The organism is Peribacillus sp. B-H-3, assembly GCF_048572925.1.
Lineage (GTDB): Bacteria > Bacillota > Bacilli > Bacillales > DSM-1321 > Peribacillus.
The window spans coordinates 376,143-402,013 of sequence record NZ_CP183879.1 but is presented as its reverse complement, the minus strand read 5'-3'; the positions used below and the strand labels follow the sequence as shown (position 1 = coordinate 402,013).

At 39.0% G+C, this 25,871-nt stretch carries 20 protein-coding genes and 3 pseudogenes; 13 read left to right on the top strand and 10 right to left on the bottom strand.

Features of this window, described 5'->3' with window-relative positions:
• Nucleotides 1–10: 10 nt before the first annotated feature.
• The 3 genes and pseudogenes from ACN6MY_RS01785 to ACN6MY_RS01775 all read right to left on the bottom strand — a co-directional run bounded on the left by ACN6MY_RS01785 (nucleotide 11) and on the right by ACN6MY_RS01775 (nucleotide 2,665).
• Nucleotides 11–388: a VOC family protein gene (locus ACN6MY_RS01785; RefSeq protein ID WP_419882559.1), complete on the bottom strand. Its 378-nt coding sequence runs from the start codon at nucleotides 386–388 to the stop codon at nucleotides 11–13.
• A gap of 52 nt (nucleotides 389–440) precedes the next feature.
• Nucleotides 441–1,305: pseudogene (locus tag ACN6MY_RS01780) on the bottom strand (helix-turn-helix domain-containing protein).
• Nucleotides 1,306–1,636: 331 nt separating this feature from the next.
• A complete protein-coding gene (locus ACN6MY_RS01775) occupies nucleotides 1,637–2,665 on the bottom strand; it encodes a zinc-binding alcohol dehydrogenase family protein (RefSeq protein ID WP_419882558.1) in 1,029 nt (342 codons plus the stop codon).
• 131 nt (nucleotides 2,666–2,796) lie between these two features.
• On the opposite strand from ACN6MY_RS01775, the pseudogene ACN6MY_RS01770 reads away from it, so the two are divergent.
• The 3 genes and pseudogenes from ACN6MY_RS01770 to ACN6MY_RS01760 form a co-directional block, all read left to right on the top strand.
• Nucleotides 2,797–2,883, top strand: a pseudogene (locus tag ACN6MY_RS01770) (LytTR family transcriptional regulator); the annotation flags it as partial.
• Between the two features lie 382 nt (nucleotides 2,884–3,265).
• Nucleotides 3,266–4,141, top strand: coding sequence for an ABC transporter ATP-binding protein (locus ACN6MY_RS01765; protein WP_419882557.1), 876 nt, complete (start codon nucleotides 3,266–3,268; stop codon nucleotides 4,139–4,141).
• 1 nt (nucleotide 4,142) lies between these two features.
• Entirely contained in the window at nucleotides 4,143–6,533 is a 2,391-nt protein-coding gene (locus ACN6MY_RS01760) for an ABC transporter permease subunit (RefSeq protein ID WP_419882556.1), read from the top strand.
• A gap of 204 nt (nucleotides 6,534–6,737) precedes the next feature.
• Here ACN6MY_RS01760 and ACN6MY_RS01755 read toward each other — a convergent pair whose 3' ends face one another.
• Complete coding sequence (locus ACN6MY_RS01755) at nucleotides 6,738–7,976, bottom strand: ATP-binding protein (protein ID WP_419882555.1); 1,239 nt, start codon at nucleotides 7,974–7,976, stop codon at nucleotides 6,738–6,740.
• Nucleotides 7,977–8,431: 455 nt separating this feature from the next.
• Nucleotides 8,432–9,460, bottom strand: a complete 1,029-nt coding sequence (locus ACN6MY_RS01750) for a zinc-binding alcohol dehydrogenase family protein (RefSeq protein WP_419882554.1) — start codon at nucleotides 9,458–9,460, stop codon at nucleotides 8,432–8,434.
• 125 nt (nucleotides 9,461–9,585) lie between these two features.
• On the opposite strand from ACN6MY_RS01750, the pseudogene ACN6MY_RS01745 reads away from it, so the two are divergent.
• From ACN6MY_RS01745 to ACN6MY_RS01700, 10 genes and pseudogenes are all read left to right on the top strand, one after another.
• Nucleotides 9,586–9,672 (top strand): annotated as a pseudogene (locus tag ACN6MY_RS01745) (LytTR family transcriptional regulator); the annotation flags it as partial.
• A gap of 277 nt (nucleotides 9,673–9,949) precedes the next feature.
• The gene (locus ACN6MY_RS01740; RefSeq protein WP_419882553.1) at nucleotides 9,950–11,080 is read left to right on the top strand and encodes a TerD family protein; all 1,131 of its coding nucleotides are present in this window, start codon (nucleotides 9,950–9,952) and stop codon (nucleotides 11,078–11,080) included.
• A complete protein-coding gene (locus ACN6MY_RS01735; protein ID WP_419882552.1) occupies nucleotides 11,070–12,380 on the top strand; it encodes an ATP-binding protein in 1,311 nt (436 codons plus the stop codon). The genes ACN6MY_RS01740 and ACN6MY_RS01735 overlap by 11 nt, the downstream gene beginning before the upstream one ends.
• Nucleotides 12,381–12,384: 4 nt before the next feature.
• Nucleotides 12,385–14,517: a DEAD/DEAH box helicase gene (locus ACN6MY_RS01730; RefSeq protein WP_419882551.1), complete on the top strand. Its 2,133-nt coding sequence runs from the start codon at nucleotides 12,385–12,387 to the stop codon at nucleotides 14,515–14,517.
• A 102-nt stretch (nucleotides 14,518–14,619) separates the two neighbouring features.
• The gene (locus tag ACN6MY_RS01725; RefSeq protein ID WP_419882550.1) at nucleotides 14,620–15,849 is read left to right on the top strand and encodes a TerD family protein; all 1,230 of its coding nucleotides are present in this window, start codon (nucleotides 14,620–14,622) and stop codon (nucleotides 15,847–15,849) included.
• A gap of 199 nt (nucleotides 15,850–16,048) precedes the next feature.
• On the top strand, nucleotides 16,049–16,546 hold the full coding sequence (locus ACN6MY_RS01720) for an LURP-one-related/scramblase family protein (protein ID WP_419882549.1): 498 nt from the start codon (nucleotides 16,049–16,051) through the stop codon (nucleotides 16,544–16,546).
• A gap of 409 nt (nucleotides 16,547–16,955) precedes the next feature.
• Nucleotides 16,956–17,402 carry a hypothetical protein gene (locus ACN6MY_RS01715; protein WP_419882548.1) on the top strand — a complete coding sequence of 149 codons (447 nt, stop codon included), beginning with the start codon at nucleotides 16,956–16,958 and terminating at the stop codon, nucleotides 17,400–17,402.
• Between the two features lie 230 nt (nucleotides 17,403–17,632).
• Nucleotides 17,633–18,154, top strand: coding sequence for a DUF4386 domain-containing protein (locus ACN6MY_RS01710; RefSeq protein WP_419882547.1), 522 nt, complete (start codon nucleotides 17,633–17,635; stop codon nucleotides 18,152–18,154).
• 548 nt (nucleotides 18,155–18,702) lie between these two features.
• Nucleotides 18,703–20,034, top strand: a complete 1,332-nt coding sequence (locus ACN6MY_RS01705) for an amino acid permease (RefSeq protein ID WP_419884045.1) — start codon at nucleotides 18,703–18,705, stop codon at nucleotides 20,032–20,034.
• An 82-nt stretch (nucleotides 20,035–20,116) separates the two neighbouring features.
• Nucleotides 20,117–20,302: a diguanylate cyclase domain-containing protein gene (locus ACN6MY_RS01700; protein ID WP_419884044.1), complete on the top strand. Its 186-nt coding sequence runs from the start codon at nucleotides 20,117–20,119 to the stop codon at nucleotides 20,300–20,302.
• Between the two features lie 71 nt (nucleotides 20,303–20,373).
• On the opposite strand, the gene ACN6MY_RS01695 is transcribed toward ACN6MY_RS01700, so the two are convergent.
• The 5 genes from ACN6MY_RS01695 to ACN6MY_RS01675 form a co-directional block, all read right to left on the bottom strand.
• Complete coding sequence (locus tag ACN6MY_RS01695) at nucleotides 20,374–21,174, bottom strand: SDR family NAD(P)-dependent oxidoreductase (protein WP_419882546.1); 801 nt, start codon at nucleotides 21,172–21,174, stop codon at nucleotides 20,374–20,376.
• Between the two features lie 269 nt (nucleotides 21,175–21,443).
• On the bottom strand, nucleotides 21,444–22,565 hold the full coding sequence (locus tag ACN6MY_RS01690) for an NADH-dependent flavin oxidoreductase (protein ID WP_419882545.1): 1,122 nt from the start codon (nucleotides 22,563–22,565) through the stop codon (nucleotides 21,444–21,446).
• A 164-nt stretch (nucleotides 22,566–22,729) separates the two neighbouring features.
• Nucleotides 22,730–23,755 (bottom strand): LLM class flavin-dependent oxidoreductase, encoded by a 1,026-nt coding sequence (locus ACN6MY_RS01685; protein ID WP_419882544.1) that lies wholly within the window; start codon nucleotides 23,753–23,755, stop codon nucleotides 22,730–22,732.
• Nucleotides 23,756–23,869: 114 nt separating this feature from the next.
• Complete coding sequence (locus ACN6MY_RS01680) at nucleotides 23,870–24,877, bottom strand: LLM class flavin-dependent oxidoreductase (protein WP_419882543.1); 1,008 nt, start codon at nucleotides 24,875–24,877, stop codon at nucleotides 23,870–23,872.
• Nucleotides 24,878–24,902: 25 nt separating this feature from the next.
• Nucleotides 24,903–25,868, bottom strand: coding sequence for a TIGR03571 family LLM class oxidoreductase (locus tag ACN6MY_RS01675; protein WP_419882542.1), 966 nt, complete (start codon nucleotides 25,866–25,868; stop codon nucleotides 24,903–24,905).
• Nucleotides 25,869–25,871: the final 3 nt, after the last annotated feature.

Genomic DNA, 25,871 nt, shown 5'->3' with positions numbered 1-25,871 from the left:
TTTGATTTTCTTAAACTTGTACTTCACTCATAAATGCATGAGTATTATCTTCTGTATCTTTAAAAAATACCATCCATGTTTCTGTTTGTCCCATTTTCGCTACAACATGTGGTTCATCGATAAAGATAACTTCTTTATCTACTAAGCGCTCATAAGTATCTTTAATATTAGTTACTTGAAAATAAATAACTGAACTTGAATGGGCGAATTCATCTTTTTCTGGTAGTGATAACATTAGCCGCAACCCATTACATTCAAAGAAAGCCATACTATCAGTGTTTAATAAAAGGGAGAGACCTAATTTCTCTTTATAAAAATCTAATGCTCTAATCAAGTCTTTAACAGGTACACCAATCTGTCCAACTTTTTGAACTATTGTCGTTTCCATAATACATTTCTCCTTTCAAATATTTATTCAATATAAGCATAAATAATTTCCTCTAATTTTTCTTATCCAATATCACCTTTTTTTCGATATTCCATAGGAGATATACCAACATGTTGTTTAAACATTTTACTAAAGGACACAGGGTTTTGAAATCCAAGTATAAAGGTTATATCAGTCATATTTTTATCTGCTTTTGATAATAGTTGCTTTGCTTTTTGTATTCTAAATTCTGAAATATGCTTATGAGGTGTTCTACCGTATATTTGATAGTAAGTTCTTAATAAATGGTTTGGTGATAAACAAGCAACTCTAGCAACTTCTTCTAGTTTTATAGGTTGATTAAAATATGATCTAATATAATCATGTGCAATACTTACCCTTCTATATAATTCTTCACGTGTAGAATTACGAATTGCATGTAATGATTCAATTTCTTTATATGTATCAAAGTGTTCATTTAAAATAGAATACATTATCTTATGAAATTGTTCCTCATAACCAAGGGAATCAATATCAAGACTAGGTAATATCTGCATAAAATTTTCCAGTTGAGAAGATAGAGTATTATTTTTATGATAGGTTTTTTCAAAAAAACCAATAGAACTTGTATCCTTAAACGGATCGCTTAGAAGACCATCATTTGTTTCTTTTAAGGAATGAAAGACTTCTTCTGCAAACCCATCTTTAAAGAAAACACAAAAGGATTCTACAATTTTAGTTTCATCAATGGATATTGTGTATGCGCCTTCATTAAGGAGTAGGTATCTACTCTCTTCAACAGCAAAAAAGCCTTTATTAGTCTTATAATGGGCTTTACCATTGAAGAATGTTTTAATGGATAGTTGACCAATACCCTCCCAGTAAAACTCGTCACTTTTTGCATGCAACACGAAATTGGTAGAATCATTTTTTGTCATAATACAATCTCCATAATAGTTAACTTATTTTTCTATAGTAATATTATACATAATAATGGGATTTTAAGTATGTTCATATATATTACCAATGAATTTGGGTGAACCGTACCATAAGTAAATGAGGTTTTTGAGGGAATATAAGAATCTAAACATTGAAAAACACTTAATCTATTTATAAAGAACCATATCATAAGTAAAAGAAAGTTTCTTTGTGTAATTAAAGCCGGCTGCAATCAGCAGTCGGCTTTATATTTATATCCAATTGCAATTATCGAATCACCAATTTATCGGGAAACCTCATTGTTTTTTATACTCTCTGCAGACAGGGTTTTTAAACAAAACCTTCTAGTACAATTTTACCAATCGTCCTATTGCTCTCCAAAAATTTGTGGGCTTGACGGAGATTTTCTGCTGGAATCGGTCCAAGGACTTCGGCCAGTGTTGTCTTTAATCTTTGATGGTCCACAGCATCAGCAATACGATTAAGCAATAGATGCTGCTCAATCATATCATCTGTTTCGTAAACAGGGCGAGTAAACATAAACTCCCACACGAAGGTAACGCTTTTTTGCTTAAGCAATTTGAGGTCCAGTGGAGAGGTTGGATCATCAATTGCGCACACAACTCCTTGTGGAGAAATAGCTTCGCTAATACCGGCCCAGTGTTTTTCCAAAGCATTCAGGCAAAAAATGTACGGAACGTTTGTAAATCCAATTGCTTGAAGTTGTGGAAGGAGCGGGTCATGGTGATTAATGGTATAGTCCGCGCCCATTGATTTAACCCAGCTAACAGTTTCCGGTCGGGAAGCAGTCCCGATTACAGTAAGCCCCGCTTGTTTTGCAAGCTGAGTGGCAATGGAACCCACACCCCCGGCTGCGCCAATGATCAGCAGAGCCTTTCCTTTATTAGGGCCCGGATCTTGGGAAATAGACATTCGGGTAAATAACGCTTCCCAAGCTGTAATGGAGGTTAGGGGAAGAGCTGCGGCTTCCACAAAACTTAAGGAAACAGGTTTGCGTCCAACGATTCGTTCATCGACCAGATGGTATTCACTGTTTCCGCCTTGTCGTGCAATACTGCCAGCATAAAAAACTTCATCTCCCGGACGAAACAATGAACAGTCCGGTCCTGTCTCTTCGACGACTCCTGCTACATCCCAACCTAGAATTTTAGGAACTTCCTCAACTCTTTCCTTAGGAGCTCGTACCTTTGTATCAACAGGATTGACCGATATGGCCGCAACTTTGACCAAAATGTCACGACCCGTTGCTTTTGGTTTTTCTACAACTACGTCCACCAGGCTTTGGGGATTGTCAATTGGAAGGTAACGAGTTAATCCTACCGCCTTCATTGTATTCATGATGAACCACATCCTTTCCTTATTAGTATACCCGTTATTAGTAATGGCTTAAAATAATTACTATTAGCCTATAGTTTCTAAGCATCAGTGAAATTTAGTATTAATATAGATGTGAATGAGGTGTTAATAATATGGAAGATATAACCTTAAGTTCACTGCTGAACGTCATTGGTGAATTAATTTCGAATGAAATTTCGATTGCTGTTTCTAATACAAAATCCGTCGACAGCAGCGTATTGACCGCTGATTCTAAGTATGTACGAAAAACTTCAGTAATATCTTGTTTTTTTTACTAGAGCATCAATGATTTCTGTTGTAAACTGATTCATAGGGAAGACCTCTTTCTAGGATTGGTTGTGGTGACTTAATTCTACCAAGAAAAGGTCTTCCTTTTTTCGTCTTTATTCATTTACACAAAATATTTTATACTCTCGTTCTTTCTTTTATAACCGCAAATGAGTGGTTAATAAAGGAATCATTTATTGTATTAGTTTTTCTTTACAAGTTTTTCCAATAGTACTATATTTAATCTGTTGAGACATCTCTGTTAAGTTTCAAAGGGTTTCAAATATTTCTTTATTCAGTCTGGATGTGACCTTAATGATTCTATCAGTCAATCAGATTCATAAATCTTATAGAAGTGACAAGGTGCTAAAAGGGGTCACGTTTGAAATGGCAGCCCCCGGAATTGTTGCTCTAGTTGGACCAAATGGTTCGGGCAAGTCCACGCTGCTAAATATTATTACCAATCTAATTCACCCTGATCAGGGTGAAGTGACGGTTCTTGGGCAAAGCAACCGAAACCCTCAGATATTCCGGCAAGTATCTTTTATGCAGGACAATTCGGTACTTTACGATTATTTAACAGGAATGGACCATCTTCAGTTTGTTGGCAGAGTCCACGGGATTACTAAAGAAGAGCTAATGAAAAAGGCAAGGCTAGTGGGCATTGAGGGATACGTAAACAAGAAAGTAAGCCAATATTCGCTTGGGATGAAGCAGCATCTTCTCTTAACACTTGCTATTGTAAATGAACCTAAGCTGCTCATACTAGATGAACCGCTGAACGGCCTAGATCCGAGCAGTGCCATTTATGTGCGCGAGTTGCTGCTTCAGCTAGCGGAACGCGGAACGGCCGTCCTCCTGTCGTCTCATAATCTAGCAGAAATTGATCGGGTTACGTCTGCGGTCATGTTCTTAAAGCAGGGAGTATTAATAAAAGAGGACCTATCTAATGTGAAAAGAGTTCACTACCAGCTAAAAGTACAAGAGGCTGAGAAGGCCCGCCAACTGCTAAAACAGACTGGGTTTGAAGTAGAAATCAAGGAGAATCAGCTCCTTCTATCCGAGTCAAATCGACTTCAGGAAGTTCTTCAAGAGTTAGGAAAACAAGAGATAGCTGTATTGGATATGGATAAAGTGACAACAGGGACCGAGGATCGCTATAAGAGGATTTTCTTCGACGATGGTGAGTAGTATGAATATCGTGCGATTTGAGTTGAGGAAGTTTTGGCGAAGAAAATTGTTTCTCTGGATGACCCTGATTGTATTCCTTTGTCTAACCGGAATGCTGGTTCAAAACCATTTACAAAAGGATGCAATGAAAGAACGAGCCCTAAAAATCATTCAACCTATTGAAAAAGAAAATGATGAACTTTATCGGAGTCTGCAAAACAAACCGTCAGAAACCCAGCAGCTGGAACATGTTAATGAAATGAGTCAGGCTCTGTTTAATTGGAAAGCAGCGATCCTAGAGGAAGAGTGGGCACAGATCCCCAAGTACGAGCACGATTTCCTCGTTACTTTGCAGCGTTATTCCGCGCAGGGAGGCACATTCAATGCACTGACAGGAACAGACCGGGAAAAAGCCTTACTCAAAAATCAATGGCTGTTAAAAGAACACATGCCATATGTAGATGAGACCTATCCATTGGTTCCAGCTTTGTTCCTCAAGGAAGCAGCTGCATTTTTATGGGCTTTGGCGGGTTTAGTGTTGTTGGTCTTACTCTTTGGCAACTCTTTTACAATGGAACACGAGCAACAAACGTGGAGATTTCTTAACACGCAGCCATTGGCAGAGTGGAAAATACGATTTGCTAAGTTTGCAAGCTTAGTAGTAGTAATATTTATTTACATACTAGCAATCATAGTGCTGTCACTAGTGGGTTCATGGGCTTTTGGTTCACATACTTGGTTATGGGATTATCCGCAAGTCATTCAAACAGGTGAAAAAGTGTCGGTCATTACAACGGCTTCTTATGTGTACAGAGCTAGTGTACTTTTTGCCGCTGCAGGCATTTTTGTATTTAGCATACTGCTGTTTGTGAGTAAGTGGCTGAAAAACACCTATTTAGCTCTATTTTTGACAAGCATTCTTGTACTGGTTGGAACTTTGTATTCAGGTGGCCGCAGTCTATGGAATCCCTTTAGAGTATTTCGGTTTCAAGAATTGCTCTTAAGTTTACCAAATGAAGTACCTCTAACCACTTTGTTGTATGGACTTTTTATAGCAGGTTTAACAAATTGGTTGCCATCGAAATCTTTGTTGGGCGGCATTTCACTTTCCAATTACATGAAGCCGTTCAGGTACCCTGTACGCACAGTTAGCTTTTCACTTGTATGGGAAGTCTTTGTTTTTGAGGTTCAAAAGAACTGGCGCAGAGGCTTACTGCGATATACACTGGTTTTTCTGTCTCTAATGATATTCATTGGGTATTACATGTTATCTTTACAAACCGCTGAAAAGAAGCAACATTATTTTAAAGATTTAAGCCAGACTATCACTTTATTGGAAAAAGACATTATACCAACGCAACAAATGCAAATCGATGAAACAAAGAAGTCAACTCAAGCTGTAGCTGGTGAAGAGGGTTACATAAAGGCGTTGACAGTTTTAAAGGAGCAGCTTGAAAAAGGGAAAGCGGCCAAGTCAGCATTTAACAACGGGAATTGGCAGCCGCTGCTTGCCTATCAACTCTTCCTAAATCGCTGGGCTAATAAAGAGCTTGATTCGGGGAACATCGATTTTGATATTTCCACATTGGGAACATTTTCATTAGGGGTTGGGATAGCGGAAAAGAAGTGGCTCCTAAAGCATCACATTCAACCGGTGATTTCAGGAGACTTTGTGCCGACCATCCATTCCCACTGGGAGGGAAATCGGCCAGAGAAGAAGTGGTTGAAAGCCAATGAAAAGCTGGATAACAGCGGCTTGTTTTCTTTGTACCATTTCTTTCAATATCATCTAGAACTAGTGTTAATAGCACTGCTTGTAATCCTATTTGGTGCAGGCCTTGCTGGTGAACGAGGGAAGAAGAACACATTGCGGTTTCTAAGAACACAACCGCTCTTTGTTAGGCAAGTTTTTGCGGGAAAACTAATTTACGGTGCGGTAATTTCTGCTTTCAGCTTAATTGGATTGATCGGCGTAGTAGTTCTGACTGGTACCTTTGGCAATCGATTTGGCGATTGGCAATATCCAATTCTTCAGTATGCAGAAGAGGGCAGAGGGTTTAACTTTATTCCTTTAGGAGTTTTCCTCTTACAAACAGCCCTATTATCCGGACTGGTGTTACTTTTTACAATTGTTTTAGCTAATATAGTTGCATTATTTTGCAGGAATACATTGTCCGTTTATGCGGTTACAGCTATAGTCATTCTAGCCGGATTTTTTACTAGTACACAACTCGCAGACCAAGTTGCCTATCTGTCTCCGTTTACGTACTTCAATCCTTTTAAAATAATAAATGGAGAGTTGGCAGTCTTATTGAATCAGACTCGGCTGGACTGGAGCCATGGATTAATCGTGCTAGGCACTTCCATTATACTGTTGTCGGCTATGGGAACATTACTGCTTAAATCTAAGTAGTCTTTAGGATCGTTTTTGAAGAATATTCCTATAGACAAAAAATAGCTAAAAAAAGACGCGTTTGAGTGGGTTATTATTTGGGATTTAATGCATAAGGTTGAAACAAATGCTCGTTACAAACGTAATTAAAGCGTCTATATATAAAGTCACGAGAATATTTGCTATTAAAGTATTCTGTAATTAGGACGTTCAAATATTTGAAAATCATAATAGCAACCCAGCAACAACATTATTTTTTGATGGAAACTTAATAGTAACCGTTGTTCCGGTATCTTTTGAACTTTGAAAATTGATTGTCCCATTATATTTTTCTACTATATGGTAGCAAATCATTAAACCTAATCCTGTACCATTGCTTTTTAAAGAATAGAATGGTGTACCGAGAGATTTAAGTTCCTCTTCTGACATACCGTAGCCATAGTCTATTACTTTTATCTCTACGAAATGATTTTTTCTTACCGTTTTAATAATTACAGAATCACCTAGTTTAGAGGCCTCCATTGCATTTTTAATAATATTAATCATTAATTGCTTAAACTCTATGTGGTTAATAGAGATAAAGCAATCTTCATCTACATTTAAATCGATCGTATTATCATGCAATAGCCCATATGATTTAAGCAACTCAGTTATGCTTTGAAGAACAACCTTCACATTCACTAATTCCATTTTTTTATTTTTATCTGGCTTTGCAATAGCTAAAAATTGAGCAATTACTTGTTCTGCGTTATTTAATTCAGCAATCATCAAGTCAAAATGTCCTTTGATTTCATTATTAAATGGTGTGTCTTTTTCATTGTAAAGTTGCAAAAATCCTGTAACGACTGTCAAAGGATTTCTTATTTCGTGTGCAACTGCTGCTGCTAATTGACCTGTGGTCTTCAATCGTTCTGAATGTTGTAATTGTTCATAGTATAAATGCTGTTTTTTAATTCGTACATACGATAAATGATAAATAAGATATATAATTGCTTGACTCCCGATAAAGTTGATCAAATTTCCTATTAAGTCTTGTTTGAAGTAAAAATATAAATTTTCTTTGTCAAATAGCAAGATATAACTAAATGTAAACGATATTGATAGTGTATTTAACATTAAAGAAAAGTAAAACAACTTTGAGTCAAAAAATAAAATAGAAATCGCAGGAATAAAACATAGAAAAATAAAGTTGGATACAGTCCCTTGATATAAAAAGAAGATTGCATACAAGAAGGCTGTTGTCACAGCCATAATGATAATTCTGAAAGTCAGATTTTCATATTTAGGATAAAGCAATAAGCATGCAATTAGAATGATAGAGAGAATACTATGTAAAATATAGCCAACACCGAGTTCATAAAAACGTGGATTATCTACTAACAGACCTATCATAATAAGAACGATTATGATGGACACTACCTTATAATATATTTTTTTATTCATTTGAGAATAGAATTCCTTCATGATTAACTCCTTGTTGTTTAACTTAAAATATGAAATGAAAATTATAACTATTTAACCATAATAACACAAATTATCATATACGAAGATTTAGACCTATAGAATGTAAAAATATTAGGTGGCATAGATGAGATACTCATATGTTAATGTAAAAAATCCAGTAAATAAAAATGAAAAAATTGGGCCGTAAATGAGCCAGATAAATATGAGAAAACCTCATTTATATACGTTACGGAGAACCGTACCATAAGTAAATGAGGTTTTTGAGGGAATATAAGAATCTAAACATTGAAAAACACTTAATCTATTTATAAAGAACCAATCAAAGAAAATTTCTTTGTGTAATTAAAGCCGGCTGCGATCAGCAGTCGGCTTTATATTTATATCCAATTGCAATTATCGAATCACCGATTTATCGGGAAACCTCATTGTTTTTTATACTCTCTGCAAACAGGTTTTTAAACAAAACCTTCTAGTACAATTTTACCAATCGACCTATTGCTCTCCAAAAATTTGTGGGCTTGACGGAGATTTTCTGCTGAGATCGGTCCAAGGACTTCGGCCAGTGTTGTCTTTAATTTTTGATGGTCCACAGCATCAGCAATACGATTAAGCAATAGATGCTGCTCAATCATATCATCTGTTTCATAAACAGGGCGAGTGAACATAAACTCCCACACGAAGGTGACGCTTTTTTGCTTAAGCAATTTGAGGTCCAGTGGAGAGGTTGGATCATCAATTGCGCACACAACTCCTTGTGGAGAAATAGCTTCGCTAATACCGGCCCAGTGTTTTTCCAAAGCATTCAGGCAAAAAATGTACGGAACGTTTGTAAATCCAATTGCTTGAAGTTGTGGAAGGAGCGGGTCATGGTGATTAATGGTATAGTCCGCGCCCATTGATTTGACCCAGCTAACAGTTTCCGGTCGGGAAGCAGTCCCGATTACAGTAAGCCCCGCTTGTTTTGCAAGCTGAGTGGCAATGGAACCCACACCCCCGGCTGCGCCAATGATCAGCAGAGCCTTTCCTTTGTTAGGGCCCGGATCTTGGGAAATAGACATTCGGGTAAATAACGCTTCCCAAGCTGTAATGGAGGTTAGGGGAAGAGCTGCGGCTTCCACAAAACTTAAGGAAACAGGTTTGCGCCCAACGATTCGTTCATCGACCAGATGGTATTCACTGTTTCCGCCTTGTCGTGCAATACTGCCAGCATAAAAAACTTCATCTCCCGGACGAAACAATGAACAGTCCGGTCCTGTCTCTTCGACGACTCCTGCTACATCCCAACCTAGAATTTTAGGAACTTCCTCAACTCTTTCCTTAGGAGCCCGTACCTTTGTATCAACAGGATTGACTGATATGGCCGCAACTTTGACCAAAATGTCCCGACCCGTTGCTTTTGGTTTTTCTACAACTACGTCCACCAGGCTTTGGGGATTGTCAATTGGAAGGTAACGAGTTAATCCTACCGCCTTCATTGTATTCATAATCAACCACATCCTTTCCCTATTAGTATACCCGTTACTAGTAATGGCTTAAAACAATTACTATTAACCTTACTAAGCATCATTGAAATTTAGTATTAAATAGATGTGAATGAGGTGTTAATAGTATGGAAGATATAACCTTAAGTTCACTGCTGGACGTCATTGGTGAATTAATTTCGAATGAAATTTCGAGTGTTGTTTCTAATACAAAATCCGTCGACATCAGCGTATTGACTGCTGTTTCTAAGTGTGTACGAAAAACTTCAGTAATATCTTGTTTTTTTACTAGAGCATACACTTTTTCGTGCTATGATCTTACAACTGATTGTATAAAAAATCCTAGAGCTGCTTAATGAACATTATCCTAAATTAGGTAAAATTCGTGCTTATGACAAGGGTTTAATGCATAATAAAAGTAAGAATAATCCAGTAAATAAAAAATTATAGAGAGAAATAAAATTCTTAAATAATGAAAGGAGCAATGAATCCATGAGTGTAACTTTGGTAAAAGGTCAAAAGGTTGATATCACCAAAAATGTAGAAAACTTAAATTACTTGCATGTTGGATTGGACTGGCAAACATCCAATCATTTTGATATTGATGTTTCTGCATTTTTGCTCGGGGAGGATGAGAAAATTGTCAGGGAAGAGGATTTTGTTTTCTATGGACAAACTAGTTCCAGCAATGGATCTGTCCGGTTAGAGGATTCGTTGTCAACGATTGAGAAACAGCGCTTTATCATTAATCTTTCGGAGGTTGTAGAGGAAGTCCATAAGATTTCATTTACTTTAACTATATATGAGTCAGAAACAAAAGGATTTACATTTGCAGATGTATCGGAAATTAAGCTTAGGATCATAAACAGTAGATTACAAGAAGAAGTAGCTGTTTTTCCAATTAGTTATGATTTCACAAAGGAAAGTGCGATTGTTGTGGGAACTCTGTATAGGTATTCGGGGGAATGGAAATTTCATGCAGTAGGAGCCGGTTTTTATGGTGGGCTTTCAGATTTGTGTAATGAATATGGTGTGGAGGTCATTGAAGCAGAGAATGTGGCTTCACAGGAAGAAACTTTAGGATCATCGTCACCGAATGACCGTTTCCAGGTCGTTCATGAGAGAGAGGAAACGGGAAAAGGTGAGGTAATACCAAAGCAGCCAACAGAACACGTTTTGTTAAAACGTTCATCGGTGGTACAGTTTGACCAGGGCAGAATTGAAGAGTTATCAAAGCAGAGTACAAATCTTGTAGATCTTTTTGATGAACAAGGTGTCCGGACAAACAGCTCAGCGGCTCAAACAGAAGAGTTTAATCCAAACTTAAACTTAATTGATGATGCTGATGAAGAAGATATGGAGAAATTTATTCATTCCTTAACTGATACCGAAGTATCTTTCTTAAAGTTAATGGTAAATGGGAAAATACAGCTTCAAGACGCTAATCAGTTTTTACGGCAACGAGGTGTGATGCCAGCAACATTTTTGAATGCTATAAATGAGAAGGCAAGTAAGCACCTTGGAGACAATCTATTACAGGAGAGAGGAGAATCCATTGCCGTATTCGAAGAATTTGAAACTGTTATTGGAGATATAAAGGAGAGGGTCGGAAATGAATATTAAAAGACGAGATTCTACAGCGATTTTAAATTCTCTTTCGGGCGGGGTAGTTCCGAGCAGGGGACTTCAATATATATTAGTTGGCAGGGCGCAAGAAGCTACGCAAATTCTTAAGGATCTAGAAGAGGTTAAGAAGGGTTCATCCGTTGTAAAGTTTTTTATCGGGTCTTTTGGGAGCGGTAAAAGTTTTATTCAAGCATTGATTCAGCAAATTGCTCTTAAAGAGAAGTTTGTAGTAACAAAAGCAGATTTTACACCAGAACGTAGATTGTATGGTAACGACAACAAGGCAGTGGCAATTTATACAGAGTTAATGAAGAATCTCTCAATTTCTACCGTACCGCAAGGAGGTGCGTTGAGTACAATCCTTGATATGTGGATCACGAAAGTACAGGAGCAAGTCGTACAGATGAGAGGATATAAATCAGTTGAGTTGGATAACCCAAAATTTGTTACTGATGTGGAATTAGAGATTACTAGGGTTGTATCAAAGATGGATGAATTTACAGGTGGATACGATTTTGCCCGCATCTTAACTCAGTATTACTATGGCTTTATCGAGGGCGACCAAGAACTGCAGCGCAAAGCGTTAAGATGGGTGAGGGGAGAATATCGGACAAAGACAGAAGCACGGGCTGATTTAGGGGTAAGGGATGTTATCACTGATGATAACTATTATAATTATATAAAAATCGTCTCTCAATTTGTTCGGCAGATTGGATATGCTGGTTTGGTGGTGAACTTTGATGAAGCCATCAATTTGTATAAAATCACACATTCCCAAGCAAGAGAGAAAAACTATGAAACAATTTTAAAAATATATAATGACACCTTGCAGGGAAATATGGAAGGACTTTATATCTCATTCGGAGGAACGCTGGAATTCCTTGAAGATGAGCGACGAGGTTTATTCAGTTACGGGGCATTGAAAAGAAGGCTTGAAACGAATCGTTTTGAAACGAATGAATTCAGGGATTTATCTCAGCCTGTCATTAAATTAAAGCAGTTAAGGCATGAAGAAACATATGTATTGCTGCAGAAGCTAAGAGACATACATGCTATTCATTATAATTACCAAAGTACGGTAACTAATGAGGAGATAATGCAATTTATTCAAAAAGAATATGCAAGGCCAGGTGCATTGGAAAATTTAACGGTCGGAGAGGTTGTCCGAGGATTTTTGGGTGCAGTAAACATTATCTATCAAAATCCGCATTACAACCGTGCAGAAATTTTTGAGGATAGAGGTGTGAAAGCTGCCTCTGGACAAGTGAACAGTCGTTTCTCAAGACTGGAGGGTTAATAACATGAGTTCTTTTGACCTTTTATCGACAAATATGAAAAAGAAGATATGGGATATGAAATGGGATCAGCTTACTCCGATTCAGGAGAAATCAATTCCGCTTATTATGCAAACGACAAAGGATATTATCATTTCATCTGCGACAGCTTCTGGTAAAACAGAAGCTGCTTTATTACCTATTCTCTCGCTTGTTGAAAAAGATGCCGTACATTCTTTGAAGATCATTTATATATCGCCATTAAAGGCATTGATTAATAATCAATTCGGTCGTATTGAAAAGCTTTGTGAGTTCAGCGATATTGCGATTCATCGATGGCATGGAGATGTAAGTCAAAGCAAAAAGAAAAAATTTTTGGAAAATCCAACTGGCATCCTGCAAATTACTCCTGAATCAATTGAAAGTTTGTTTGTAAACCGTTCAAACCTTTTGAAAGCAACATTTCAAGATGTACAATTCATTGTAATTGATGAAATACACTCTTTTTTTGATAATGCTCGCGGTGTTCATTTGCGCTCCTTGCTTTCTCGTCTTTCAAGATATACTAAGGTTCAGGCTCGGTTAGTTGGGCTTTCTGCAACTATTGATAATTTTGACCTAGTAAAAAAATGGGTTAACTTTAGCCATCCCGATAATGTAGAAATTATTGAGGTAAAAGGAACCGACAAGAGTTTACTTTTTCATTTAATGCATATACCAATTGAAACAAGCAGCCTTCCAATGGAGCTTTTAGAGGATTTAAGAGATTTAACGCGCCATCAGAAATCGATTATTTTTTGCAATAATAGAGGGCAGGTTGAAGAAACGACAGTTGGGCTTAATCGCCTGGCAGAAAGAGAAGGATTGAGTGAAACTTATTTTCCTCACCATTCATCAATCGATAAGAAAGAGCGTGAATATGTTGAAAAAGTAATGAGTGAATCAACTCTTCCAAAAAGTGTTGTGGCAACGAGCTCACTTGAATTAGGAATCGATATTGGAAACATTGAAGTCGTTATCCAAATCGATAGCACGTTTTCTGTCTCATCACTAAAGCAAAGGCTGGGAAGGTCTGGCCGGAAACTTGATGCGGATCAAATACTACAATTATACTCCACCACCGATGATAGTTTAATTCAATCTCTGGCTGTGATGGAGCTAGTGATTGACAAATGGGTCGAACCTTCAAAAGGATATAGAATGCCATTTGATGTCCTGTTCCAGCAGCTGCTTTCCATTTGTCACGAGTTCAATGGAGTAGGTTACAGAGTATTATTGGGGAAAATAAAAGAGAATCATATCTTTCATGTTTTAAGTGAGGAAGATGTTCAGGAACTTATCGAGCATATGATCAATACGGAATATCTAGAGGTAGTGAAGGGCAGTGGCGATATTATCGTTGGACTTGAAGGAGAACGGCTTTTAAGAAGCAAGGACTTCTATTCTGTCTTTATGACTACTGATGAATTTGAAGTCATGGAGGGTCCGAAAAAAATCGGACGACTGGATAAATCATTTATCATTAATATTGGTGACAATATCATTCTCGGCGGAAGACTTTGGGCTATTAAGGACATAGATTACGAGCGGAACAAAGTATATGTAAGCAAAGCTGTGAGTGGTATAAGACCGGCCTATACTGGTTCGCCAGGATATATCCATAAAAAAGTTGGAGAAAGAATGATGGGAATCCTTTGTTCAACAAAACAGTATCACTATGTGGATGATAAAGCAGTGTTCACCTTGAACGATATAAGAAAAAAATATATTTATAGCAATATTACATTAAACCAGCGGGTTGTGTGGTTAGAAAGCGACGAAGCCGTATTTGAGACTTTCACAGGAACAACCATCACAAAAACCCTCATTTGGATGCTTCGTTTTAATGGAGTAGATGCTTCTCTAAAAGACGGGGTCGGACGGATTCAAATAAAAAAGCCAGCAGGATTAATCGATATTATAGCAAAAATGAAAAAGACTCAATGGAAACCAGAAGATTTGCTACCTCATGTATTAAAACATGAATTTTTTCTCACAAAATATACAGAGCATCTGAGTGAAGAACTCCGTATGAAAATGCATGTGGCAAATGAGATTGATATTGAGGAAACATTGAAGTATTTGAGGGATTTTGAGATTAAAGTGGTTGAGTTAAGGTGAAAATGTATGTTTGTGTGATAGAGGATATTTAATCGTAACTATAGAAAAAAACATGGAGATCCATCAGCAGATTAAGGGATCGGTGAATAGGGAGAGGGTAAAATGAACCAATTGCTTCAAATGGGAGCGAATACATCGTTAAGCTCCTCTAAAGGTACGGTTACTGTCAGCTATGATAAGTCTAATTTAATAGATATTTCCTTAACAGCTTTTCTTTTAACAGATTCAGAAAAGGTACAGGGAGACAGCGGGGTTATCTTTTATAATCAGCCAACGACTATCTCTGGTGTAGCGGCACTTATGCCAACGGAGGAAGTAGGCCATACAAAAGTACATAAAATTCATTTTGACATGAGTAAAGCTCCACAAGGTATTGCCAAAATAGCGATAACTCTTACGGAGGATAATAGCACGGGCTTTGCTAATGTAAAAAACTTAAAGGCACAAATAAGTTCAGAGGGAACTGTTATCGATTTTGTTCCATCCAGTTTTAAAAATGAAAATGGGATTGTTGCGTTAGAGGTATATGTAAGAAATGGCCAGACAAAGGCGAAATCCATTTGGCGCGGATTTGATTCAGGGCTTGATGGATTATGTAAACATTTTGGTGTTGAGGTTGAAGATGAGCAAAACAAGCCTTCTGAACCTAACACTATTCAACAGCAGCCGTCCAAGGCTCCCGCTGCAGCAGTTCCTGAAAACAAAAACATGCTTCCGTCGATCAGCTTAGAAAAGGTGAAAGGTAAAATCAGTCTAGACAAAGGGCAAAAATCGGTGATCATTGAAAAAACGCCCGAAATTACGGCTACGGTATCGTGGAAGACGGGTACCGATTACGATATATATGCTTTAGTTTATACAAAGAACGGCAAGCAGATAGATGTTGCTATGTTTGGGGCACAAGGAACTCCTCCCCTCAGAAGCTATGGCAACGGTGCGGTTGAGCATATGGGAGATGTGGGAAGAGATAATAGGTCAATGAAGACAGAGATTATTAAATTAAGGTTAAATAATGATATTCTCGCTGTTGTTCCTGTGGTTTACTCTGCTCAGTCAAATGGAACGGGATCCTTTTACAGATACAAAGTGTCCATGAGTATAGATAATCACAAAGGGACCTCCGTTACGATATCCTCCAAAAATGCAAATAACAATGATAGCATCTATACCTGTGTGCCTGGAATTCTTCATAATACGCAAGATGGCATTGTGATAACTCCATTGGAACTTTATAGTGCCCCGAACTCTGAATTCAGGCCAAAACTTAGGATGGGTGCTTCCAATACGGTAGAAGTTTTGATGGATTCTGGGCCAATAAATGATTACAAGTAGACCAAAATTAATAGCTAAACAAATAGAACTCAAATGTTGCTTGGTTGTTGATTTGCTGACATTATAGGGGGTTTTTTTGATCATCAGCTCTTTTAAGATGCTTTTTTAATTAGTTATTATTTAGCGTTTTAGGAATAAAATGAAACGAATGCCCGTTACAAACGTAAGTAATGTAAAACTTAAGCTTGGGAGGCATGGTATGAGGCAGCTTTATATAAAGCAGAAGGTACTCAGTCTTAGCGGGAAATTCACAGTAAAGGATCAGCAGGAAAAGGATATATATTACGTGGAGGGAAGTTTTATGAAAGTTCCAAAGACTTTCTCCATTATGAATACAGCAAGAGACGAAGTAGCACTCATTACAAAAAAGGTGTTCAGCTTTTTACCAAAGTTTTTCGTTGATGTGAATGGCAGGGAAGTCATAACCATAAAGAAGGAATTTTCCTTCTTAAAAGCACGCTACACAATTGATGCAGAAGGCATCGAAGTACATGGTAATTGGTGGGATATGGATTTTCAAGTTTTTCATCATGGTAAACTCGCAGGTGAAGTGAGCAAGGAGTGGTTCACTTGGGGCGATAGCTATAAGGTTCAAATAATTGATGAAGAGTTAGAAACCATCATTATTGCACTTGTTGTAGCCATTGATTGTGTAAAGGCTGATCAATCGGCTTCTTCCTCAGCAGCTTCGATTTAACTTAGAATTGTAAAATTAAAAGGCTGACAGTTTTTAAAATCTCAGCTTGAATAGGTGCGGTAAACCGCAGTATAAATAAAGGAAGCACAGGGACGGATTCTGTGCTTCCTTTTGTATAACCAGCAGAGTAAACACCTCAGCGATTTCTTCTGATGTCTTCAAAGTTTTGTTCCAGAGCTTCTTCACTGCTCTTCCATTGAAAATCATCAAAAGTTAAGAGCCCTCCATAGTGAGGGAGATGGCACTATTAATTTGATTAATCTTTTACAGCGAGTTCCATATCGAGCGGGGCTGCTGAATGGTTTACGCTTACTAATTTTTCTTGGAAAGGAAGTCATAGTTTTTTTTGTATAGAATAGTTGACTTTACATTATGTATAGAGTTCTTTACTTCGAGGGAGATATGGTGCATGACCTATCAAGAAAAGAAAAGCATTACATCGTTAATCAGTTCCATTCTCATTTTTGCTGCGTACTGCTTGTACAGGTACCCGCATTATCCTGGCGGGGGAGCAAATTCAAGGGAAGTGCTCCATTACTGGGGATCATTCATACTAATATTGACGCTGGTTTCCATCGCAGCTCACATCGTTATCAGTATTATTTTCAACATCGTCTTCCGGATGATGACAGGAGAAAAAGAACCTTCATTCGCGGATGAACTGGATCAGCGCATTGATCTGTTAGCATTCCGGAATTCATTTGCCGTATTTGTCGCCGGTTTTCTTCTGGCTATGGGTTCCTTGGTGCTCGACCATACCTTGAAGGTAATGTTTCTAGTCTTAATCGTTTCAGGATTTATTTCAGACGTAACCGGTTCTTTATCAAGACTGTATCACTACAGGAGAGGAGTCTAAGATGGGTAAAGTTCTTGTTGGCAATCACATCACCTAGTATCGCTGTAATAGCAGCTATAATAAACAGAACACCTGCAATTCTTGATGCTGTCCTCGTTGAAAAACCCATTTCCTCATCTCTCCTCTTCTGCATAGTCTCCGTAAAAGAATACCTCTTCCAACGGTAGTTAAATTCGGACTACTTAATTCAAGGTCCCGCACATTCTAATCTTGTGGTTCTTGGTGCACTTATGGAGTTAGTTCTTGTTGTTTCAGCGGTCGGGACTGCAACCGTTATGTACCCATTCTTGAAAAAATATAATAAAACGATTGCTATATGGCATGTTTGCTTCCGGTTTATGGAGGCCATTATTATCACGATCGGGGTTATCAGTGTATTGTCTCTGCTGACCTTGAGCCAGCATTATATAGCCGCGGGAGCTTCAAATCTCGCCTCTTATCAAGTTTCCGGTATTTTGCTGAAAGCAGTACATGACTGGACCTTTTTACTTGGGCCTAATTTCTTCCTGGGAATCAACACAATGATGTATAGCTATATCTTTTATAAATCGAAACTTGTGCCTAGATTCATTTCAATATTAGGTATGTCAGGTTCCGTACTCATTTTTCTAGCTGCCGTTTTAGAAATGTTTGGAGTCATTGATCAAGTTTCTGCATGGGGAGGGATCCTGGCGCTTCCGATCTTTGCCAATGAAATGATCCTGGCAGTTTGGCTCATCACAAGAGGCTTCAATATCTCTGCAATGAAGTAACGGTAGGCAAGTCATTGCCTTTAATTTGCCGTTACAGTCAGCGTTTAAACAGTACCATAAGCAGTTGAGTTTTTTTGTATACAAAAACAGCACCTTCGCAAATTAGTGGATGGTGCTGTTTTTATTATATAGGCTGTTTTCCTTTCCAGGAGTCTCGCACCATGCGCTCCAATCCACCTCATTTAATATGAGATCGCATCACAGAACTCATTAAAAACAACAATCTTTAAGAAAACAAAATCTTTTCTTTGGTGAGCGTTTTTTAGCGAGATGAAGTCATTATTTGCTTTAGTTAGTAAGTGAAATCAAATGAAGATAATAACAGTAAAGTTATTGCAAGATGTAAAATGTGTTTATACTTTTGTCTCTATTTTTAAAAATGCTGGGTAAATAGATGTATTTCTGAAATACACAATTGTATCTTTAGAGTGGTAGTATTATAATTGTATAATAATTCAGATAAGTTAAAAAAAGCAATTTTTTGGAATGGGGGAGTCAAAGTGGCAACGAAAGAATTAAAGAGAGGCTTAAAATCCCGTCATATTCAGATGATTGCGTTAGGCGGTACAATTGGTGTCGGCTTATTTATGGGTTCAGCAAAAACCATTCAATGGACGGGTCCTTCTGTGCTGCTTGCCTATATGATTGCCGGGATTTTTATCTTTTTTATTATGCGGGCAATGGGAGAAATGTTATATGTGGAGCCAAGTACGGGCTCTTTTGCAACATTCGGCTATAAGTATATTCATCCTATGGCAGGGTATTTAACGGCATGGAGCAACTGGTTTCAATGGGTGATTGTCGGGATGTCAGAGATTATAGCTGTTGGGGCTTACATGAAGTATTGGTTTCCAGATTTACCTGCTTGGATTCCTGGTTTAGTTGCCTTTGTAATTCTTGGGGCAGCAAATTTAATTTCCGTTAAATCATTTGGTGAGTTTGAATTTTGGTTTTCGTTGATTAAAGTTGCCACTATTTTAATCATGATTGTTGGCGGATTTGGTCTCATTTTCTTTGGATTTGGCAATGGAGGAACCCCAACCGGATTCGCAAACCTCTGGGAACATGGCGGCTTCTTTACAGGAGGCTGGACAGGATTCTTTTTTGCTCTGTCACTTGTTATTGGGGCATATCAAGGTGTCGAATTAATCGGGATTACAGCCGGAGAAGCAGAAGATCCGCAAAAAACCTTAACAAAAGCAACCCAGAGCATTATCTGGCGGATTTTAATTTTTTACATAGGGGCAATATTTGTGATTGTGACTGTGTTTCCATGGGACCAGCTGCATTCAGTTGGCAGCCCGTTTGTTGCAACCTTTGCAAAAGTTGGCATTACAGCGGCAGCCGGAATTATTAACTTTGTTGTCATCACTTCGGCAATGTCCGGGTGTAACAGCGGGATTTACAGTGCAGGACGAATGCTGTACACATTGGGCGTTAATGGACAAGCACCCAAAATCTTCACAAAACTGTCTTCTAATGGGGTACCCCTTTTAAGCACGATTGGTGTATTGGCTGGTTTGGCATTGGGCATTATTTTAAGTTATATTGCACCAAAAAATTTATTCGTCTATGTATATAGTGCCAGTGTACTTCCGGGGATGATTCCGTGGTTTGTCATTTTGATCAGCCAAATTCAATTCAGAAAAGTGAAGGGGGACAAAATGGACAATCATCCTTTCAAAATGCCTTTTGCCCCTGTATCAAACTACCTGACAATCGTTTTTCTGATTCTAATATTAATAGGAATGGGTTTTAATAAGGATACCCGCATATCGCTTGTTGTAGGAATTGTTTTTCTCGCACTTGTTTCCATCAGCTATTACGCGTTTGGCATCGGAAAGCGCGCAGCGGGAGTGCATACCAAACGTGTTTCTTAAGACTTCTTGAAAATATCAATATATTAATCAACAGGGGCAGTTACAACAATGCCTCTGTTTTTAACATGAGACGAAAAGAACTATCATAAATAACGGTAAACTCCAAGCATGTTTACTATTATCTAGGACTATTCAAAGAAACATCACATGCAGTTTTGGTGTTACAGAATATAAAAAGGGTGGCAGGAAGCATTCTTTACTATCTCGGGCTGATAAAGCTTTATGCATATCTAAAGAAAACGGGCGGAATCAGGTAAGTGTAATCTAAACAAACAAAAGCGGCTATCGATAAAAGATAGCCGCTTTTGTTTAAGTTTTTTTCTTAAGAATTAGCTTAATTTATATACTCGCAACCGAACCGCCATCTACCCGAAGGTTTACACCATTAATAAAGGAGGCCTGTTTGGAAGCAAGATAAACAACAGCAGACGCTGCTTCATCAACTGTTCCAGGCCGTTTTACTTCGACATGTGGACGGTTTTCCTTTAAAAATTGTTGAGTAGCTTCTTCATAGGTTATATTCAGCTGCTTCGCATTATCTTTTAATAGATTTTCCAGCATTGGTGTCATGATAAATGCTGGTGACACAGTATTCACCAGAATTCCCTGTGCGGCATACGCCTTTGATAAGCTCTTTGAAAAATTGATAATTGCTGCCTTTGAAGCATTATAATGTGGCATAAACGAATCAGGCTGAAGCCCTGATTCCGATGAAATATTAATGATGCGTCCAAATCCGGCTTTTTTCATAAAAGGGATAACTGCTTTGGTTACGCGGACAGTCCCAAATACATTCACATCAAATATATGCTGCCAGGCCTCTATATCCAATGTTTCAAAATCATCAAATCCACTGGCTATTCCTGCATTATTTACGAGTATATCGATTGATTTGAAGCGGTCGATTGCAGAGGAGACCAGATGTTCCACATCAGATTGTTTCGTTAAATCCGACTGAACGGCAAGCACATTGCCTCCCAGCTTTTCAATTTCCGCTGCTGCTTCTTTTAATGCTTCTTCACCACGGCCACAAATTACAACATTGGTGCCTTCCTTGGCAAACGCGACGGCAATTGCTTTTCCAATACCTTTACTGCCGCCTGTCACGAGTGCTGTTTTATCTTTTAATCCCAGGTTCACTTTAGATCCAATCCTTTCTATAAGCGTCTATTGTTGATTATATATTAACAATAACTTCTAGTCATAAACAAATGAATTATGGCTGATTTTCTGCTCTAATACTCAATAAAGAAGGGAAACCACTAAGATGGTTTCCCTTTAAAATGTTCTGTCTTATTTAGTTTAAGCTATATTCTTATACTTGCTGAGCAAGGACAATTATCATCACGATTCCCATTTTTTGTAGAACAATTCATGGAAGCAGAGATGGAATGAGATAAGTGAACTCCTTATACAATAGGAAGCCAGCCAGGGATGCTAGTATAGTACTCCCACATTTTATCAGAAATAGCCAGTTCTTTTTGATCTTTTTTAGATAATGTTGTACGGATTTTGTCTTCTTCACCGGCTTGTACTTTTTGTACCCACTGAGGTTCCATTATCAATTCCCTACCTAAAGCGATTAAAGGTACACCTGTTTCAAATGCTTTCATCACTTCATCGGCTGTCCGCAGCATCCCAACACCCATCACAGGAACACGATCGCCGACACGTTCGTGGATCATAACAACTCGGGATGTCTGATCGTTATCATCACGGATTGATCCTTTCCAAAAGCCGCCGACAGAAATATGGAGATAATCCAGGTCCTGGTCTGCTAACTTGTCCACTAATTGCAACGTGTCTTCCATGGTGATGCCAGGATTCTCTCTTTCTTCAGGCGATAACCGATAGCCGATGATAAAAGGTTTGGTTGCATGGTCTGAAACTGCTTTTTTAACAGCATCAACTACAGCAAGCGGGAAAGACATACGTTTTTCCAGTGTTCCACCCCACTTGTCAGTTCTGCGATTTGAGTGTGGAGACAAGAATTGCTGAATCAAATACGTATTGGCACCATGGATTTCAACTCCATCATACCCAGCTTCGATTGCTCTTCTGGTTGCTTCACCAAATGCTTTAATAATTTCATCGATTTCGTCTGCTGTCATTTCCCGAGGTACCACGGCATCGTCCCGTTCCGCTGCTACCGCACTCGGAGCAATTGGTTGACGATCGAGCAATTCTTCAGGCGGGCACATTCTGCCACCGTGAAAAATTTGTAAAATCGCCTTTGAACCTTTTTCCTGTATAGCTGTCGCCACACGTCTTAAACTAGGGATCAGGGAATCGGAATCTGCACCAAATTCACCCGGGAATCCTTTTCCATTCCTGGTGACGTATGTGCATGCGGTGATTACCGCTCCTACACCACCGGCACGTTCTTGATAATACGTAACTTCTTCGTCTGATACTTCACCATTTTCATGTGCCGCCGTATTGGTCATGGGTGCCATTGCAATACGGTTCTTTATTTCAACTCCAGAACGGAAGGTAAATGGTTTAAAAGCAGCTTCATATTTTGGATTCATCTTTATTCTCCTTTTGTATACATCAAGTTTTGTTAAAGGGTTACTAATTAGCAAATGGATAACATAGACTACAAAATTTCTTTGACAGGCACTTTTTTTATATTCTAAACAAAAAATTTTTAGATATACATTAAAAGCTTGCTATTAGGATTGCCAATTTTGACCTATTTTAGCTGAGTAATTTCTGCCAATATTTCATAGGAATGGAGGCGGGCCTTTTGATCATAAACCTGGGCGATTGCCATGATTTCATCGGCTTGACTTTCATCCAGAAACTTTTCCAGCTTTTCTTTTACGGTTTGAGGACTGCCGACAATCGAAGTTCCTAATTGATTCTTAAGGGCAGCTATTTCATAGTCGCTCGCTATATCATTAATATTATCCACTGGCGGCTGCAATGGGACTTCCTTCCCGCGCATCAAATTCAAGAACTGCTGCTGCAATGTTGTAGCGAGCCGCTCAGCTTCTTGATCTGTATCGGCCGCAATGATGTTTAGCCCTACCATTGCATGCGGCTTGTCCAGTACTTTAGAAGGCTTAAAAGAACGGCGGTACAGCTGGATAGCCGGCAGTGTGTTATCCGGCGAGAAATGGCTCGCAAATGCAAACGGCAGTCCAAGCTCTCCTGCCAGCTGGGCACTGTATCCGCTTGAACCTAACAGCCAAATAGGTATGTTTAATCCCTGACCCGGAATTGCTTTAACATGACTATATCCTTGTGCCAGGGAAGGGTCAAAGTAATTCCGGAGCTCAGCCAGCTGCTCAGGGAAATCTTCTCCTGAACCTCTCAAGTCACGTCTTAATGCACGTGCGGTAAGCTGATCAGTGCCTGGTGCACGGCCCAAGCCAAGATCAATACGTCCTGGATATAATGATTCCAGAGTACCAAATTGCTCAGCAATAACAAGAGGTGCATGATTCGGCAGCATAATGCCGCCTGAACCTACTCGGATTTTTGATGTACCTGCTGCAACATGGGAAATGACTACCGATGTTGCGGAGCTGGCGATAAATGGCATATTATGATGCTCAGCGAGCCAATATCGGTTATACCCCAGCTTTTCAGCGAGCCGGGCGAGCTCTAAAGTATTGCGAAAAGAATCAGCCGGCGTACTTCCATCTGCAATTGGAGAGAGATCCAGGACGGAGAATGGAATATCCGTAATTTGTTTTGTATCATTTTCAGGCATATGCTCATCTTCTTTCTTTAATAGGTTGTTTTCTTTGTCTTCTTTTACTGCTTCAATCTAAATCACATTAATTTAACTGATTTAATATCTGCAGAAAATACATCCTTTATTAGACTAATTTACTGCAGCCTGAGACAAAATTTCATAAGAGCGCAGCCGTGCCTTATGATCAAAAATCTCTGTATGAGCCATAATTTCATCAGCGTCAGTCTTTTCTATTAACTCCTGGAGCTGCTGCTTCACACCTGCAGGGTCCCCGATGATGGAAGTGAAAAGCTGTTCTTCAACCGCCCTGCGTTCATTATCGTTCCAAAGCTCGTCCATATTATCAACAGGAGGCAAAATGGGCGAGGGCTGTCCGCGGGTTAACAAAAGAAATTTTTGATACATCGAAGTGGCAAGCCTTTGTGCCTCCTGTTTCTCATCAGCAGCCACTACTTGAACGGCTAACAGTACATAAGGCTCCTCCAAAAATTGAGACGGACGAAAATAATCCCGGTACAGTTTTATGGCCTCCATCATGTTACCTGGAGCAAAATGTCCCGCGAAAGAGAATGGTAACCCAAGTATTCCAGCCAATTGTGCACTATAAAATCCTGAACCTAACAGCCAGATTGGCACATTTGTTTTTTCGCCGGGAATGGCGTGAAAACTAAATGAACCATTCTTAGTGGCTGTTCCTGTACCATAAAGATATGCGATTAGCTCCTCAAGCCGGGCATCAAATTCAGGTTCACCAGCAACCCGCTGCCGCAATACATTTGCTGTATATTGGTCTGTGCCAGGTGCCCGCCCCAACCCAAGGTCGATCCGGCCAGGGAAGAAGGTTTCTAATGTTCCAAATTGCTCTGCCACGGAAAAAGGAGAATAATGGGAAAGCAGCATTGCGCCTGATCCAATACGCATTTTTTCAGTGACAGAGGCTACTCGTCCAATTACGATCGGGGATGCTGAACTCGCCATTCCTACCCAATTATGATGTTCAGCTAGCCAAAACCGTTTATATCCCCACTGTTCTGTTTTCTTTGCTAGATCAAGCGTGTTTTGAAGGGAAGATTCGGCTGATCCTCCCTCGACAATTGGGGAGGGATCTAGTACTGAAAGTTCTATTTTTTTTGTCATAATTCTTCCTCCTTTTATACAATTTTTAAAGCTGGCCTCTACCTTTATGGGCTGGAAAGTAGGGTAAAACAAACTCTCCAAGTTCCTGGATTACTTCCTCTGGAGGGCGCTTGGAAAAATACAGAACAAATGCCAAATGGTTGACACCAATCGCTTGAAATTGATGAAGTAGATCAACTAAACGGTTTCTTCCTACGGAATAGCCTAAGGGTATGGGGACAGGCATTTCATCGGGATTTTCCAATAAATTGATGAACAAACTTTGAGAGAAGGGTTTAAAAACTCCTGGAGCATGAACTTCAGTTAAAGCACGATAATCCTGGATAAGCTGCGCCTGTTGAATAATGCTTCTTGGGTATTGAAGCCACCCATCCCCATTCCTGGCTATCCAATTGATAGACTGATTGCTAAATCCAGTCACCATGGTTGGAATCGAAGATACCGGCTTTGGGATTAACCTCATATCTGTACCATCGATCACCCCGGCGTGGCTGTGGATTGTCGGCTGATCCTCTTTTAACAGCTGATCGAGAATTTCGAAATTTTCTTTAAATAACGGGCCGCTTTCTTGCTTAGATATCCCTAAAGCTGTAAAGTCTTTTTCCCTGTCCCCTGAAGCCACTCCCATAATCAATCGACCTGGAAACAATTGATCGATTGATGCAGCTTCCTTGGCTACCCTGACAGGGTGGCGCAAAGGGAGAACTACACTTCCTGTCACTAACGCAATGTGCTTCGTATAGGCAGCAAGATACGTCAAATATATCCATAAATCGTACTTTTGGCCGTTATCATCAATATTCAAATTCTGCATCGTAATATCACGGAGCCATAATGAAGCAAAGCCATATTCCTCAATTTTACGGGCAAGCTCCAGCTGATTCTCCATAATCGGATTTTTAGACATCCTGGCAGTCGGGAGGATAAATCCGAGTGTCATTTTGTCTTTTAGGTACATGCTGTTATAGGCACGATGATTTTGAAAACTCACTCT